The 13,158-nt window shown below is 40.2% G+C and carries 12 protein-coding genes; 9 read left to right on the top strand and 3 right to left on the bottom strand.

The window, feature by feature from the left end; genetic code table 11:
* The first annotated feature begins 1 nt into the window (after nucleotide 1).
* The 5 genes from napA to AC0L4E_RS11045 all read left to right on the top strand — a co-directional run bounded on the left by napA (nucleotide 2) and on the right by AC0L4E_RS11045 (nucleotide 6,362).
* Nucleotides 2-2,491, top strand: coding sequence for a nitrate reductase catalytic subunit NapA (gene napA / locus AC0L4E_RS11065; RefSeq protein WP_473681620.1), 2,490 nt, complete (start codon nucleotides 2-4; stop codon nucleotides 2,489-2,491).
* A gap of 11 nt (nucleotides 2,492-2,502) precedes the next feature.
* Entirely contained in the window at nucleotides 2,503-2,973 is a 471-nt protein-coding gene (locus AC0L4E_RS11060) for a nitrate reductase cytochrome c-type subunit (protein WP_473679221.1), read from the top strand.
* A 20-nt stretch (nucleotides 2,974-2,993) separates the two neighbouring features.
* Nucleotides 2,994-3,581, top strand: a complete 588-nt coding sequence (locus tag AC0L4E_RS11055) for a cytochrome c3 family protein (RefSeq protein ID WP_473681618.1) — start codon at nucleotides 2,994-2,996, stop codon at nucleotides 3,579-3,581.
* Between the two features lie 422 nt (nucleotides 3,582-4,003).
* Nucleotides 4,004-5,614 carry an ABC transporter substrate-binding protein gene (locus tag AC0L4E_RS11050; RefSeq protein ID WP_473681616.1) on the top strand — a complete coding sequence of 537 codons (1,611 nt, stop codon included), beginning with the start codon at nucleotides 4,004-4,006 and terminating at the stop codon, nucleotides 5,612-5,614.
* The gene (locus AC0L4E_RS11045) at nucleotides 5,604-6,362 is read left to right on the top strand and encodes a substrate-binding periplasmic protein (RefSeq protein WP_473679220.1); all 759 of its coding nucleotides are present in this window, start codon (nucleotides 5,604-5,606) and stop codon (nucleotides 6,360-6,362) included. The genes AC0L4E_RS11050 and AC0L4E_RS11045 overlap by 11 nt, the downstream gene beginning before the upstream one ends.
* A gap of 23 nt (nucleotides 6,363-6,385) precedes the next feature.
* On the opposite strand, the gene AC0L4E_RS11040 is transcribed toward AC0L4E_RS11045, so the two are convergent.
* Nucleotides 6,386-6,805, bottom strand: coding sequence for a hypothetical protein (locus tag AC0L4E_RS11040; protein WP_473679219.1), 420 nt, complete (start codon nucleotides 6,803-6,805; stop codon nucleotides 6,386-6,388).
* 405 nt (nucleotides 6,806-7,210) lie between these two features.
* On the opposite strand from AC0L4E_RS11040, the gene AC0L4E_RS11035 reads away from it, so the two are divergent.
* On the top strand, nucleotides 7,211-7,516 hold the full coding sequence (locus AC0L4E_RS11035; RefSeq protein ID WP_220754854.1) for a hypothetical protein: 306 nt from the start codon (nucleotides 7,211-7,213) through the stop codon (nucleotides 7,514-7,516).
* Here AC0L4E_RS11035 and AC0L4E_RS11030 read toward each other — a convergent pair.
* Both AC0L4E_RS11030 and AC0L4E_RS11025 read right to left on the bottom strand, forming a co-directional pair.
* The gene (locus tag AC0L4E_RS11030) at nucleotides 7,513-8,514 is read right to left on the bottom strand and encodes a D-alanine--D-alanine ligase (RefSeq protein WP_473679218.1); all 1,002 of its coding nucleotides are present in this window, start codon (nucleotides 8,512-8,514) and stop codon (nucleotides 7,513-7,515) included. The two genes, AC0L4E_RS11035 and AC0L4E_RS11030, sit on opposite strands and share 4 nt — an antisense overlap.
* 241 nt (nucleotides 8,515-8,755) lie before the next feature.
* The gene (locus AC0L4E_RS11025; protein ID WP_473679217.1) at nucleotides 8,756-9,841 is read right to left on the bottom strand and encodes an acyltransferase family protein; all 1,086 of its coding nucleotides are present in this window, start codon (nucleotides 9,839-9,841) and stop codon (nucleotides 8,756-8,758) included.
* A gap of 246 nt (nucleotides 9,842-10,087) precedes the next feature.
* Here AC0L4E_RS11025 and AC0L4E_RS11020 point away from each other — a divergent pair, with 246 nt between their 5' ends.
* The 3 genes from AC0L4E_RS11020 (at nucleotide 10,088) to prpC (ending at nucleotide 13,057) form a co-directional block, all read left to right on the top strand.
* On the top strand, nucleotides 10,088-10,747 hold the full coding sequence (locus AC0L4E_RS11020) for a GntR family transcriptional regulator (RefSeq protein ID WP_473679216.1): 660 nt from the start codon (nucleotides 10,088-10,090) through the stop codon (nucleotides 10,745-10,747).
* A 90-nt stretch (nucleotides 10,748-10,837) separates the two neighbouring features.
* A complete protein-coding gene (gene prpB / locus AC0L4E_RS11015; protein WP_473679215.1) occupies nucleotides 10,838-11,716 on the top strand; it encodes a methylisocitrate lyase in 879 nt (292 codons plus the stop codon).
* 216 nt (nucleotides 11,717-11,932) lie between these two features.
* A complete protein-coding gene (prpC, locus tag AC0L4E_RS11010) occupies nucleotides 11,933-13,057 on the top strand; it encodes a bifunctional 2-methylcitrate synthase/citrate synthase (RefSeq protein ID WP_473679214.1) in 1,125 nt (374 codons plus the stop codon).
* Nucleotides 13,058-13,158: the final 101 nt, after the last annotated feature.

Here is a 13,158-nt window from a genome sequence, read left to right as displayed (position 1 = left end):
TATGAACAGACGTGAGTTTATGAAAGCCAATGCTGCTATTGCAGCAGCTGGCGTTGCTGGCATGGCTTTACCCGCATCAGCGAGTAACCTAATCACTAGCTCGGAGCAAACAAAATTAGAGTGGAATAAAGCACCTTGTCGTTTTTGCGGTACAGGTTGTTCAGTCATCGTCGCTACGAGAGACGGTAAGGTGGTTGCTACTCATGGTGATGCTAAAAGTGAAGTAAACCGTGGTTTAAATTGTGTTAAAGGCTACTTCTTATCAAAAATCATGTATGGCCGCGATCGTTTACAAACGCCAATGTTACGTATGACAAATGGCAAGTACGATAAAAACGGTGAGTTCACTCCAGTTAGCTGGGATATGGCTTTCGATACCATGGCTGAAAAGTGGAAGAAAACCATTAAAGCTAAAGGCCCAACGGCTGTTGGTATGTTTGGTTCTGGCCAGTGGACAGTTTGGGAAGGCTACGCTGCAGTTAAACTGATGAAAGCGGGATTCGGTTCAAACAATATTGACCCTAACGCACGTCATTGTATGGCTTCTGCGGTAGGTGGCTTCATGCGTACCTTTGGTATTGATGAGCCAATGGGCTGTTACGATGATATGGAAGCGGCTGACGCTTTTGTATTGTGGGGCTCAAATATGGCAGAAATGCATCCTATTCTTTGGACTCGTGTGACTGACCGTCGCTTAAGCGCACCTCATGTAAAAGTGGCGGTATTGTCGACGTTCCAACATCGCTCATTTGATTTAGCTGATTTGCCGATTGTATTCACGCCGCAAACTGATTTAGCAATGCTTAACTTTATTGCTAACTACATCATTCAAAACGACAAAGTTGATAAAGACTTTATCAGTAAACATGTTAATTTCCGTAAAGGTGAAACGGACATTGGTTATGGTTTACGTGCATCGCATCCGTTGCAGAAAAAAGCCAAAAATGTTGGCACTGCTGGTGATTCTACTCCAATAGATTTTGAAGAGTTCAAGAAATTTGTTGCTGATTATGATGTTGAAAGTGTTAGTAAACTATCAGGTGTTCCAGAGCATAAATTAATTGAATTGGCTGAGTTATATGCAGATCCTAAAAAGAAAGTCACTTCATTCTGGACCATGGGCTTTAACCAACATACCCGCGGCGTATGGTGTAACAACCTGATTTATAACATTCACTTATTAGTGGGTAAGATTTCAACTCCGGGTAACAGTCCTTTCTCGTTAACAGGTCAACCATCAGCATGTGGTACCGCTCGTGAAGTAGGTACTTTCTCACATCGTCTACCGGCAGATATGGTGGTTACCAACCCTAAGCATCGTAAACTTGCTGAAGAAATTTGGAATATCCCAAGTGGTATTATTCCGCCTAAACCTGGCTACCATGCTGTTGAGCAAAACCGCCGCCTCAAAGATGGTGACTTGAACTGTTATTGGGTTCAAGTGAATAACAACATGCAAGCTGCAGCTAACATGAATGAAGAAGGTTTACCGGGCTACCGTAATCCTGACAACTTTATTGTTGTATCTGATGCCTATCCAACGGTTACTACTCAAGCGGGTGACTTGATTCTCCCTTCAGCAATGTGGGTAGAAAAAGAAGGCGCCTATGGTAATGCTGAACGTCGTACTCAATTTTGGCATCAAATGGTGCAAGCACCTGGCGAGTCAATGTCTGACTTATGGCAGTTGATGGAGTTCTCAAAGCGTTTTACTACTGACGAAGTTTGGTCAAAAGAAGTCCTTGATGCAAATCCGCAGTTTAAAGGTAAAACATTATTTGAAGTGCTTTACCAAAACGGTAATGTTGAAAAGTTCCCGCTAAGTGATGCTGACCCTAAATTTATGAACAATGAAGCGAAGCATTTTGGTTTCTATGTTCAAAAAGGTTTATTTGAAGAGTACGCTCAATTTGGCCGTGGTCATGGTCATGATTTAGCTGATTTTGATGTTTATCATACTGAGCATGGTTTACGTTGGCCTGTTGTTGACGGTAAAGAGACTAAATGGCGTTATCGCGAAGGAGCAGATCCTTATGTGAAAGCGGGTAAAGGCTTTGAGTTTTATGGTAAACCAGACGGTAAAGCGATTATTTTTGCCTTGCCTTATGAGCCAGCACCAGAAGTGCCAGATGAAGAGTTTGATATTTGGTTATCAACTGGTCGTGTTTTAGAGCATTGGCACTCAGGCTCGATGACACAACGTGTACCAGAGCTTTATAAAGCCTTCCCTGATGCAGTGTGTTTTATGCATCCTGATGATGCTAAAAAGCGTGGATTACGCCGAGGTGATGAAGTGAAAGTCATTTCACGTCGTGGTGAAATCAAAACTCGCGTTGAAACTCGCGGTCGTAATAAACCACCGATTGGATTGGTTTTCGTGCCATGGTTTGATGCTAGCCAGCTGATTAATAAGGTCACACTTGATGCGACAGATCCTTTGTCAAAGCAAACTGACTTTAAAAAGTGTGCGGTTAAGATTGTCAAAGCCTAAGGAGAACGACCATGAAAGCACGTAAAATTTTATCAATGATTGCGTTATTGGGCTTCTCTTTTAGTTTAATGGCGGCAACTGTACCAGCAGATAAAGTAGCGACATTACGTTTAGCTCCAATTGATGTTGAACCAACGCCGCCTGCAATGCAGAAGGTGATTAACTCAGACGTAAAACAAGTGCGTAACTATCCAATGCAACCGCCGATTATTCCGCATCGCATCGACGGTTACCAGATTGATTTAAAAGTGAATAAATGTATGCAGTGTCATGCACGTAATAGTACAGGTCACTCACAAGCTCCTATGGTGAGTGTGACGCATTATATGGATAGAGAGAATAACTTTTTGGCTTCATTATCGCCTCGCCGTTATTACTGTACTCAATGCCATGTATCTCAATTAGATGCCAAGTTACTGGTGGAAAATGATTTCGTTGACGTAAAAGAGTTAATGAAAAATCCTGCTAAAACTGAGCACTAGGAGCCTGTATGATTGCAAAAATATTAGAAAATCTAAAAGTGATTTGGAAGGTGATACGCCGCCCAAGTGTTCACTATAGTCTGGGTTTTCTTACATTAGGTGGCTTTGTCGCTGGGGTTATTTTTTGGGGTGGATTTAACACTGCCTTGTCTGTTTCAAATACAGAAGCGTTCTGTATTAGCTGTCATGAGATGGAAAATAACGTTTATGAAGAGTTAAAAACCACAATTCACTTTACTAACCGAAGTGGTGTACGTGCAACTTGTCCTGATTGTCATGTTCCACATAACTGGACGGATAAAATTGCCCGTAAAATGCAGGCTTCTAAAGAAGTTTGGGGCAAAGTGTTTGGCACCATTAACACGCGCGAAAAGTTTGAAGGTAAACGTCGAGAGTTAGCGGAGCACGAATGGGAACGGTTAAAGGCAAACGACTCTTTAGAGTGTCGTAATTGTCATAACTTTGATTACATGGATTTTACTCGCCAATCTAAGCGTGCATCAGCGATGCATTCAACTTCGCTTGCCAGTGGTGAGAAAACCTGTATCGATTGTCACAAGGGTATTGCACATCAATTACCTGACATGGCTGGAGTGGAAGGTTTCTAATACTTCCTGTTTGGTAAAGTCGTGTAGACTTTAGTCAATATGTTATATAAAAGGTCAGCGTAAGCTGGCCTTTTTGTCACTAATGAGGCTATATTAAATATATATAATTTTTAGCAGTTATAGAGACTTAATTTGGCTGGTTTGTTTTAAACGGCACTGAAGCAGGATGCATGCAGAAATTAAATTTAATATATAACGACATTAAAAAATTACTTTACCTCAATCTAGTTGTGCTCTGGATTATGGTGACTTTAAGCCTTACTTTGCCTACCGTAGTTGTTGCTGGTGAAAACTTATCTTATTTAAAAGAGCTAAATTCAAAAGTATTAATTGATAAACCCTCTGCTGATAACAGTATTTTGGACGTTGATTCCCAAGAAATACCACCAACAACCGAACTTAAATATTCAAATGATCTATTGATGAAGTGGCTTGAGTCTGAATTTCAACCTTCCACTTTATCAGTATCCCAGCAATTGAAAGAGTTGAACTGGTTTCAGACAAAAGCGCAACCTTTTAAAGGCATGACCATAAGAGTTGTTTCTGAGCGAATAAATACCCATCAATATGAAGCCAATATTTTAGCGAAAGCTTTTTACGATATTACTGGTATCCATGTCATTCATGAGTTAACCAATGAAGACGATGTGATTAAAAAGTTTTCTGCACAAATTATGACAGGTCAACGTCTATATGATGCTTATATCAGCGATAGCGATCTCATTGGCAGCCATTTTAGGCAACAACATGTCATTTCAATTACTGAACTCATAAATAACCAAGCAAAAGCTTATACGCTGCCATCTCTAGATTTAAATGACTTCATCGGCCTTGCTTTTACCACTGGCCCAGATGGAAAAATATATCAATTACCCGATCAACAATTTGCCAATTTGTACTGGTATCGAAGTGACTGGTTTGCCAATGCGGATTATCAAAAATTGTTCGAAACCAAATATGGTTATCCATTAGGTGTGCCACAAAATTGGCAAGCCTATGAAGATATCGCGCAATTTTTTACTGTCGATATTAACGAAATAGACGGTATTAAAATATATGGTCATATGGATTATGCCAAGTCAGACCCTTCATTAGGCTGGCGAATTTCTGATGCTTGGCTTTCGATGGCTGGTGTCGGTGATAAAGGGCTCCCGAACGGCTTGCCAGTTGATGAATGGGGCATTCGTGTTGAAGATTGTCACCCTGTGGGTGCGAGTGTAGAGCGAGGAGGGGCCTTAAATAGCCCTGCTGCGATATACGCTATAGAAAAGTATAAAGAGTGGCTAATCAAGTATGCGCCGCCTGAAGCGCAGCAGTTAACTTTCTCTGAATCTGGTGATTGGGCAGCAAAAGGCAATATCGCCCAACAAATATTTTGGTATACCGCATTTGTCCCTGACTTTACTAAACAAGGCTTGGCGGTGATGAATCAAGATGGCACCCCCAAATGGCGCGTAGCTCCATCTCCTGTGGGTAAATACTGGCAAAAAGGCATGAAATCAGGCTACCAAGATACAGGAGCTTGGACTTTCTTAAGTCACACACCTGATAGCAATCAAATTGCTGCTTGGTTATACGCCCAATTTGTTGTCTCTAAAACGGTTTCATTAAAGAAAACCCTAGTTGGTTCAACACCTATACGTCAATCGGATATAGATTCTGACTACATGACAAAGAAAGCGCCATTTTTAGGTGGTTTAGTTGAGTTCTATCGAAGTCACGCTAGAAACGTTTGGACGCCTACCGGCACCAATGTACCCGACTATCAAGGTATGGCGGGGTATTGGTGGCAAGCTATTAGCCTCATTATTGAAGGCAAGGTATCAGTAACGGATGGAATGAATGCGTTAGCTGAACAAATTGATAGTCATTTACTTGAATTACAAGAGCAAGATTTAACATGTGGCCCTAAAGTGAATAAAAAGATTAATCCCTCGATTTGGTTGAATAAATCTGGTGCACCAAAAGCGATGATGCCAAATGAAGTTAAAGGTAAAACGTTACCTTTTGAGGAGGCTATCAATGCTTGGTAATAAACAAAATTATTCTCAGATGTTAGGGGGCGTGCTATGTGGGTTTATGATACTTGCGAGTGTTTTAGTATCCCATAAGGTTTTTGCTTCTGAAATTACAGTTTACACCTATCAACACGTACCGTTTGCTGAACAAACAGATACCAAACACCAAGGGATGATAATTGAAGTTATCGATGAACTGTTTTCGCGAGCAGAACTTGAATATAAGGTGGTTTTTAATCCATTAAAACGTGGGTTAACGATGACGAAAAGAAGTCACAATGTGTGTGTATTACCTATTGTACGCACTCAACAAAAAGAAAGTGATTACCGGTGGGTTGGGCCAGTTTTAATCTCGCGCTACGGTTTATTCAGTGCTAAGAGTCAAACAATGCCTCTAGTGACGCTTCAGGATGCGAAGTCGTTATCTATTGGTACTTATTTAGGAAGTGGGATCAGTGAATATTTAACATCATTTCGCTATCAAGTTCAGGTTACTAATGATGATGCATTAAATATCAAAAAGCTTGAAAGGAATCGCATCGACCTTTGGGCTGCAGAATTGATTAGTGCACAAGCCTTAATGAGACAGTCTAAAATTAAATTAGGGGAGCCTGAACTCATTTTTCATACATCTTTGCGGGCGATGGCCTGTAATAAAACCTTGAGCAACGATAAACATGAGGCACTGGTGAATGCATTAAACAGCATGTACCAAGATGGGTTTATGGAAAAAGTAAATCTCGCCTACGGTGCTTCCTTGTAGGTAGGCATGGGTTGCTTTCTTTATTAAATGCTGCTGCGAGTAAAAGAGTATGTCGACTTTCCAAAATCAGCCATTAATTGATTGTGTTGTTCAATTTTTTGAGTCGGTACTAGTGAAACTCCATTTTTTTTGTTTAATATAACCATTTGTTTCAAAGAGCTTCTCAATACACCTGATTCTTCATTCGGTAAAAACGAAATAACACTTTCATTCTCAGACCAACTACCTGATGAAAAACCATAAATTCCAATTTTTCCTTCAAGTGAAGACTGATAGCTTCCGTCATCATTTAGCACTATATGAGTATTGTTACCAAAACCATCATAATTGAGGTACGTCCCCAAAACGTTTTTGCTCAATTTATCAGAATTATTGGTTGAAATACTTGCTGCACAGCCAGTAGTAAGTATGAGCATTGAGCTTATCAGCACCTTGTGGAACATTTGAAATTTCCTTCTATTCTAGTTTCTACATGGTTCAAAAAACGTATGCATAATGATGAAATGTAGTACTAAAGTTTAATTTATTATTATGGGATATTGATATGTCTAATTAATGAATGCAAGTTAAAAAAGTCATTTATTTGACGGGCACCGCCAATTTGACGGTATGTTTTTTTTGAATATGTTATTAAGAACTTATTTTATTTTAATGACTTACGATTTATTCGTCTGACAATCGATTGCTACATTTGTTTAACAATTAATTATCAGATGTAAGCCTGTTTGGTCTATAAAAAGTATTGTTTCCAAAATTATTGAGTTAACAAACTATACTTGTTCTATTCAGCCAGCTCTCAACGGATGAGATATCCGCTGATAACAACATGAGCTTTTTGGGAGGGTATTATGTCTATGGTGAGTTCTAAAGATTTTGCTAACTGGCTTAAGTTACAGTTTGATCAATTAGAGTCTGGCGTTAGCTTAACAAGAGAAGATATTAATCAATTAACTGGGAGGCAAGGTTTCTCTTTGGTGTTCATTAACGACATTCATTATGAGTTGATGCAGCATGGTATTGCATTTGTTACTGACACATACAGACAGGACTTTTATATGGTCAAGGTGCAAGATAAACCGTGGCGGGATGAATTGGAAAATGCTGGCCATCAGCAAACATTCTCCAATATTATCTCAATTAATATGTCGCGTTAAAGCTGACTTTCGATGTTGTCTACAAGGTAAGCGGTAAAGTCTTCACCATGATTTTGAAGCATTTTCGGGAACATCGAAATGGGCGTCGAGCCAGGGAAGGTATTAATTTCATTTAATAAAATTTCATTCTCATCTGTTAAAAAGAAATCAATTCTTGATAAGTGTCTGAGCTTCATCCCTTTGAATGCCTTTATGGCATATTCTCTGATTTGTTGTGTTACTTCTACAGATAAGTTTTGTGCGACGACATCGGTTCTGGCTTTACTGCTAGCATTGTATTTTTCTTCAAAAGTATAAAACGTATTAGTCGCACAAATTATTTCTCCCGGTAATGTGGCAATCACTTCACCTTGATACTCATAAACCGCCACTTCAAGTTCGCGGGCAACGATGGTTTTCTCAACCACCACAGAAGGCGCAAAACCAAAAGCATCATTAAGCACTTGTTCGACTTGTGATGCATCATCCACTTTATAACAACCCACAGATGAGCCTTGAGACGCTGCTTTGACAAATACAGAGCCCCATTCTTTGAGTGCTGTTTTCGTTTGTGAAATGGCCTCTTGGGTTAAATCATTTAAGAAAATATAGGGCGTGTTTGGAATACCTAATGCTGTAAACCACATTTTTGCAGTAATTTTATTAAAGCAGTTACTTGATGCCTCTGATTCACAACCAAAATAAGGCAGTTGGATCAGGTTAAAATAAGATTGAATATCACCTGTTTCACCGGGAAAACCGTGAATACAAGGAATGGCATAATCAACAGGCCATGCGGGTTTACTTTCATTATCAAAACGAACTTCACGGCGGTTAGTTAGCTCACATCGATTACCTTCTGTATCGAAATAGTGGCCATTAGCATCAAGCTCTAGTCTAAGCAGATTTACTTTATCTGACTTTGCTAAAGATGATTCAAAATAGTTAGCTGACAATACTGAAACATCGTGTTCAGCGCTGCCTCCGCCACAAATTAGCAGTACATTGATAGTTGTCATATAGCCCCGTGAGAAGTTGACGGTGAAAATAGGTTTATCGTTGGTTCATGATAATGAACTGGTAAGGTTTAGTGCAAGCAAGGTTTTCGGTAACTGCTTATCTAATCATCAATATGGGTTATTAATTACTAAAGTTTAATTACTCGCCTTCATCTATACAAAATAAACCAGTTTGTCAGCCAATCAAAAGGCCTTGCTGTTAATCAACAAGGCCTTAGTTATTGACGTTGATTCGCCAATTTTACCAGCCAATGAGATAACGGCTCTTTTTATCAAATAATTTCTTGATTGCAATGGCAATGAAGTAAGAAATGACGATGACTAACATAGTGACAATTAATGTGGTGAGAATATTCCCGCTACCCGCTAAGCCGAAAATATCTGGACTGTTATAGATCATCCACCAAGGAGTTGTTATCCAAGGATGAATAAAGTAAATCGCAAAACTGACTTCAGCGAGCTTTTGCAGTGGCTTAATACTGATGTGTTCAAACTTATTTAAAATCGCCAATATGACAAAAGTCAGTAGTATTTTTTGTGGCAACATCAAATCAGGCACTGTCAGTTCAAGTGCTGCTTTATTTAACGTCCCCGCACCAAACCAATGTGCTTGAGCAACCGCTAAGGCGATGGCGACTAGTAACATCAAAATCCAGTATTTATCGATGAATGGAAATAGTTTATCTCTATGGGCTGAGCCCCATACACCAAATAAATAGACAGGTAAAAAGTAAAACAAAGACTGAATCGCGTTGAGGTTTGACTCCGGTCTGTGAATTAACATGGCAATGATGAATAATGGTATCGCTACAATAAGCAGGTGTTGACGCTTGATTAAATGCATCACCCAAGGAGATAGCGCAAACAACATCATTCCCATTGGGATGTACCAATAAGCGGTTAGTGTTCTGCCAGTGATGACATACCAGCTTGCTGCAACAGCGGGCTTTTCAATATCGGCGTACATTACATGCATCGCGGGATCTGTACCGACTGATAAGTGCCAAAATATCCAAGGTAGTGATAGCAATATATAAGGTAAGAATACAAACTTGGTTTTGCTTTTCATGTATTTCTTATAATCCCAGCGATGATAAAACACGTGGTGGAATAAAAAACCTGAAATAAACACAAAAAATACCGTGCCATTCATCATTAAATTAAACCAAGCTTTATCGGCTAAGGTTTCGACCTCCCAACCAGCAGGGCGATAACAGTGAGCCATCACGATAAAAATAATCGCTATTCCTCGAAAGTGGTTAATGCTGTTTAAAAAGCCCTTTTTCTCAGCTGGGTTCAGGTGAACTGTTTTTGCACTCTCTGACATATTAAGCCTTGATTCTATTATTCTTTAATAAGAAATATCAGTGTTGCTCCATTGTGCTTTTATTGTTAAGAAATAACAATACTAGAGCTACCTTGTTTGAATCTCCTTATTGCAATTAAAAATGTACTGAAATGTTGACGTCCACGTTAGACCTTTGTCGACAATGCGTCGGTTTTATATTGACCATGCTATTAAATGAGCATATATTGTCGACAATTATTCGAAACATAGCTCAACTTTATTCTAATGACATTTTTTAACGAACAGCCAATAACCGCAGCCGATAAGACTTTCTTTGAATTACGCAAAGATATTGTCGAGGGCGACATTCAAGCTGGCTCTAAATTGAGTGAAACAGAACTGTCGACAAAGTATCAAGTAAGCCGAGCTGTTATTCGTGAAGCGATTAATCGGTTAGAGTCGTGCCATTTGGTTGAGCGCAAAGCAAATGTTGGCGCAAGAGTTGTGGCGTTAACGCCTGAAGGCTTGATTGAGCTATACCAAGTTCGTGAGTCGTTGGAAGGTATGGCTGCAAGACTTGCAGCTAAAAACATGTCACATACCGAAATCGCCGATTTAAACTCCCTGCTAAACCGTCATTTTGATGAGGTTCAATCAGGCGAATCCTATTACCAAGAAGCTGGCGATGTCGACTTTCACTACCGCATCATATTAGGCAGTAAGAATAAACACCTGATAACCGTGCTTATTGACGGCATGTATCACCTTATACGCATGTATCGCGTACAGCTGGGAATGGCGGGGCCACGTGTTACCACTGCATTTGATGAACATAAACACATAGTCAAAGCGATTTCTAACCGTGACGAGGAGCTGGCAGAAATGCTCATGCGACGCCATATCATGTACTCAAAAGCGAATATCGAATCGAAGCTAGAAAACTAATAAACCAACAAATCCATTCAATCGCACGTGTATTAATAGCAAAACACGGTAAGCCATTGAAGACAATTGCACATTAAAGAGAGGGAAGTCATGAGCGCAGGCAAAAAATTCCGTCAAGCACTAGCTGACAACAAACCACTACAAATCGTCGGTACTATCAATGCTTATGCAGCGATGATGGCAAAACAGATAGGTCATCAAGCAATATATTTATCGGGCGGCGGTGTTGCAAATGCATCCTACGGTTTGCCTGATTTGGGCATGACATCATTGAGCGATGTAATCGTTGATGTGCAGCGCATTACTTCAGCCTGTGACTTACCATTATTAGTAGATATTGATACTGGGTGGGGCGGCGCATTTAACATTGCTAAAACTGTTCGTGATATGGAAAAAGCAGGCGCTGCTGCAGTACACATGGAAGACCAAGTAGCGCAAAAGCGTTGTGGCCATCGTCCAAATAAAGAAATCGTTTCAACAGAAGAAATGGTTGACCGCATTAAAGCTGCGGTTGATGCGCGTATTGATCCTGACTTTTTCATCATGGCTCGCACAGATTCTTTTGCTCAAGAAGGGTTAGAGGCCGCAATCGCTCGTGCTAAAGCTTATGTGGCAGCCGGTGCAGATGGCATTTTTGCGGAAGCGGTTAAAACAGAAGAGCATTACCGTGCATTTTCAGAGGCGTTAGATGTGCCAATCTTGGCGAACATTACGGAGTTTGGCCAAACAGAGTTGTGGAATAAAGAGCAGCTAGGTGAGTGGGGCGCAGACATGGTGCTTTACCCTTTAAGTGCCTTCCGCGCAATGAACAAAGCAGCTGAGAATGTCTATTCAGCAATTTTAAATGATGGTGACCAAAAAGCGGTTGTCGATACCATGCAAACCCGCATGGATTTATATGATTACCTGGGTTATCACGATTACGAGCAAAAGTTAGATAGCTTATTTGCTGAAGGTAAGAATAAATAAGCTGCATAAATATTTATCTAATAGCTGTTTGCTAGAAGTTATGTGCTAATCGTCAGTATAAAAATTAGCCAAACATTGTTTTGGGACAATGATAATTTTTAGCAAGCAGATAAGTTAGAAAGAGTAATGAAGTAAGTGTTAACAGTACCTAATAAGCATCTTTGATTTATCGAATATGTGAAAAATAGCAGAAACATAAAAGAATAGGACATCATTATGGTAGACAAGAAATTAAGTGGCGCAGGCCTTCGAGGTCAAAGCGCAGGTGAAACAGCATTATGTACCGTGGGTAAATCAGGTTCTGGTTTAACTTATTGCGGTTATGATGTGGCTGATTTATCTGAAAATGCCACCTTCGAGGAAGTCGCATATTTACTGTTTAACGGTGAACTACCAACATTAGACCAACTAGAAACCTACAAATCAGCACTGAACGCTCAGCGTGATTTACCACAAGCGCTAAAAGAAGTACTGCAACGTATTCCTGCAGATGCACACCCAATGGATGTGATGCGTACGGGTTGTTCATTTTTAGGTAATTTAGAGCCAGAAGTGGATTTTACTCAGCAAAATACCGCTGCTAATCGTCTACTTGCAGCTTTCCCTGCAATCATGTGTTACTGGTACCGTTTTAGCCATGACGGCGTTGAAATTGACTGTGTTACTGATGAAGACACTATTGGCGGCCATTTCTTAAAACTGCTTCGTGGTGAAACACCGTCTGAGCAACATCGCAAGGTTATGGATGTCTCGTTAATCCTTTATGCTGAGCATGAGTTTAACGCATCAACCTTTACCGCTCGCGTTTGTGCATCAACGTTATCTGATATGTACTCATGTATTACTGGTGCTATCGGTACACTTCGTGGTCCATTACATGGCGGCGCTAACGAAGCGGCAATGGATATGATCCAAAAGTTTACCTCACCTGCCGATGCTAAAACTCAAATGGCTGGCATGCTAGAGCGTAAAGAGAAAATTATGGGCTTTGGTCATGCCATTTACCGCACCTCTGATCCGCGTAATGTGATTATTAAAGCGTGGTCAGAAAAGCTTGCCCATGAACACGGCGATACCAGTCTTTATGATATTTCTGTTGCCTGTGAAGAGTTCATGTGGGATAGCAAAAAACTATTCTGTAATGCTGACTTTTTCCATGCCTCGGCTTATCACTTCATGGGTATTCCAACCAAGTTGTTCACGCCAATCTTCGTTTGTTCTCGTCTAACGGGTTGGGCTGCGCATGTTATGGAGCAGCGTACTAATAACCGTATTATCAGACCAAGTGCTGATTACACTGGTTCAGAGCCTCGTACCGTCACACCAATTAGCGAACGATAAAGTCTAAAGGCTGACGGAATCCGTCAGCCTTTTTGTTTATTTAAACGCGAACAAATTAGTTTGTCTTACATCTTTTTATCGTTCCTTCACTGCTGAATACG

The sequence above is a fragment of the Shewanella sp. GJ50-10 genome (assembly GCF_055808815.1).
Note: the sequence above shows the minus strand (reverse complement) of the source record. Positions and strands in the feature narration are given on the sequence as shown.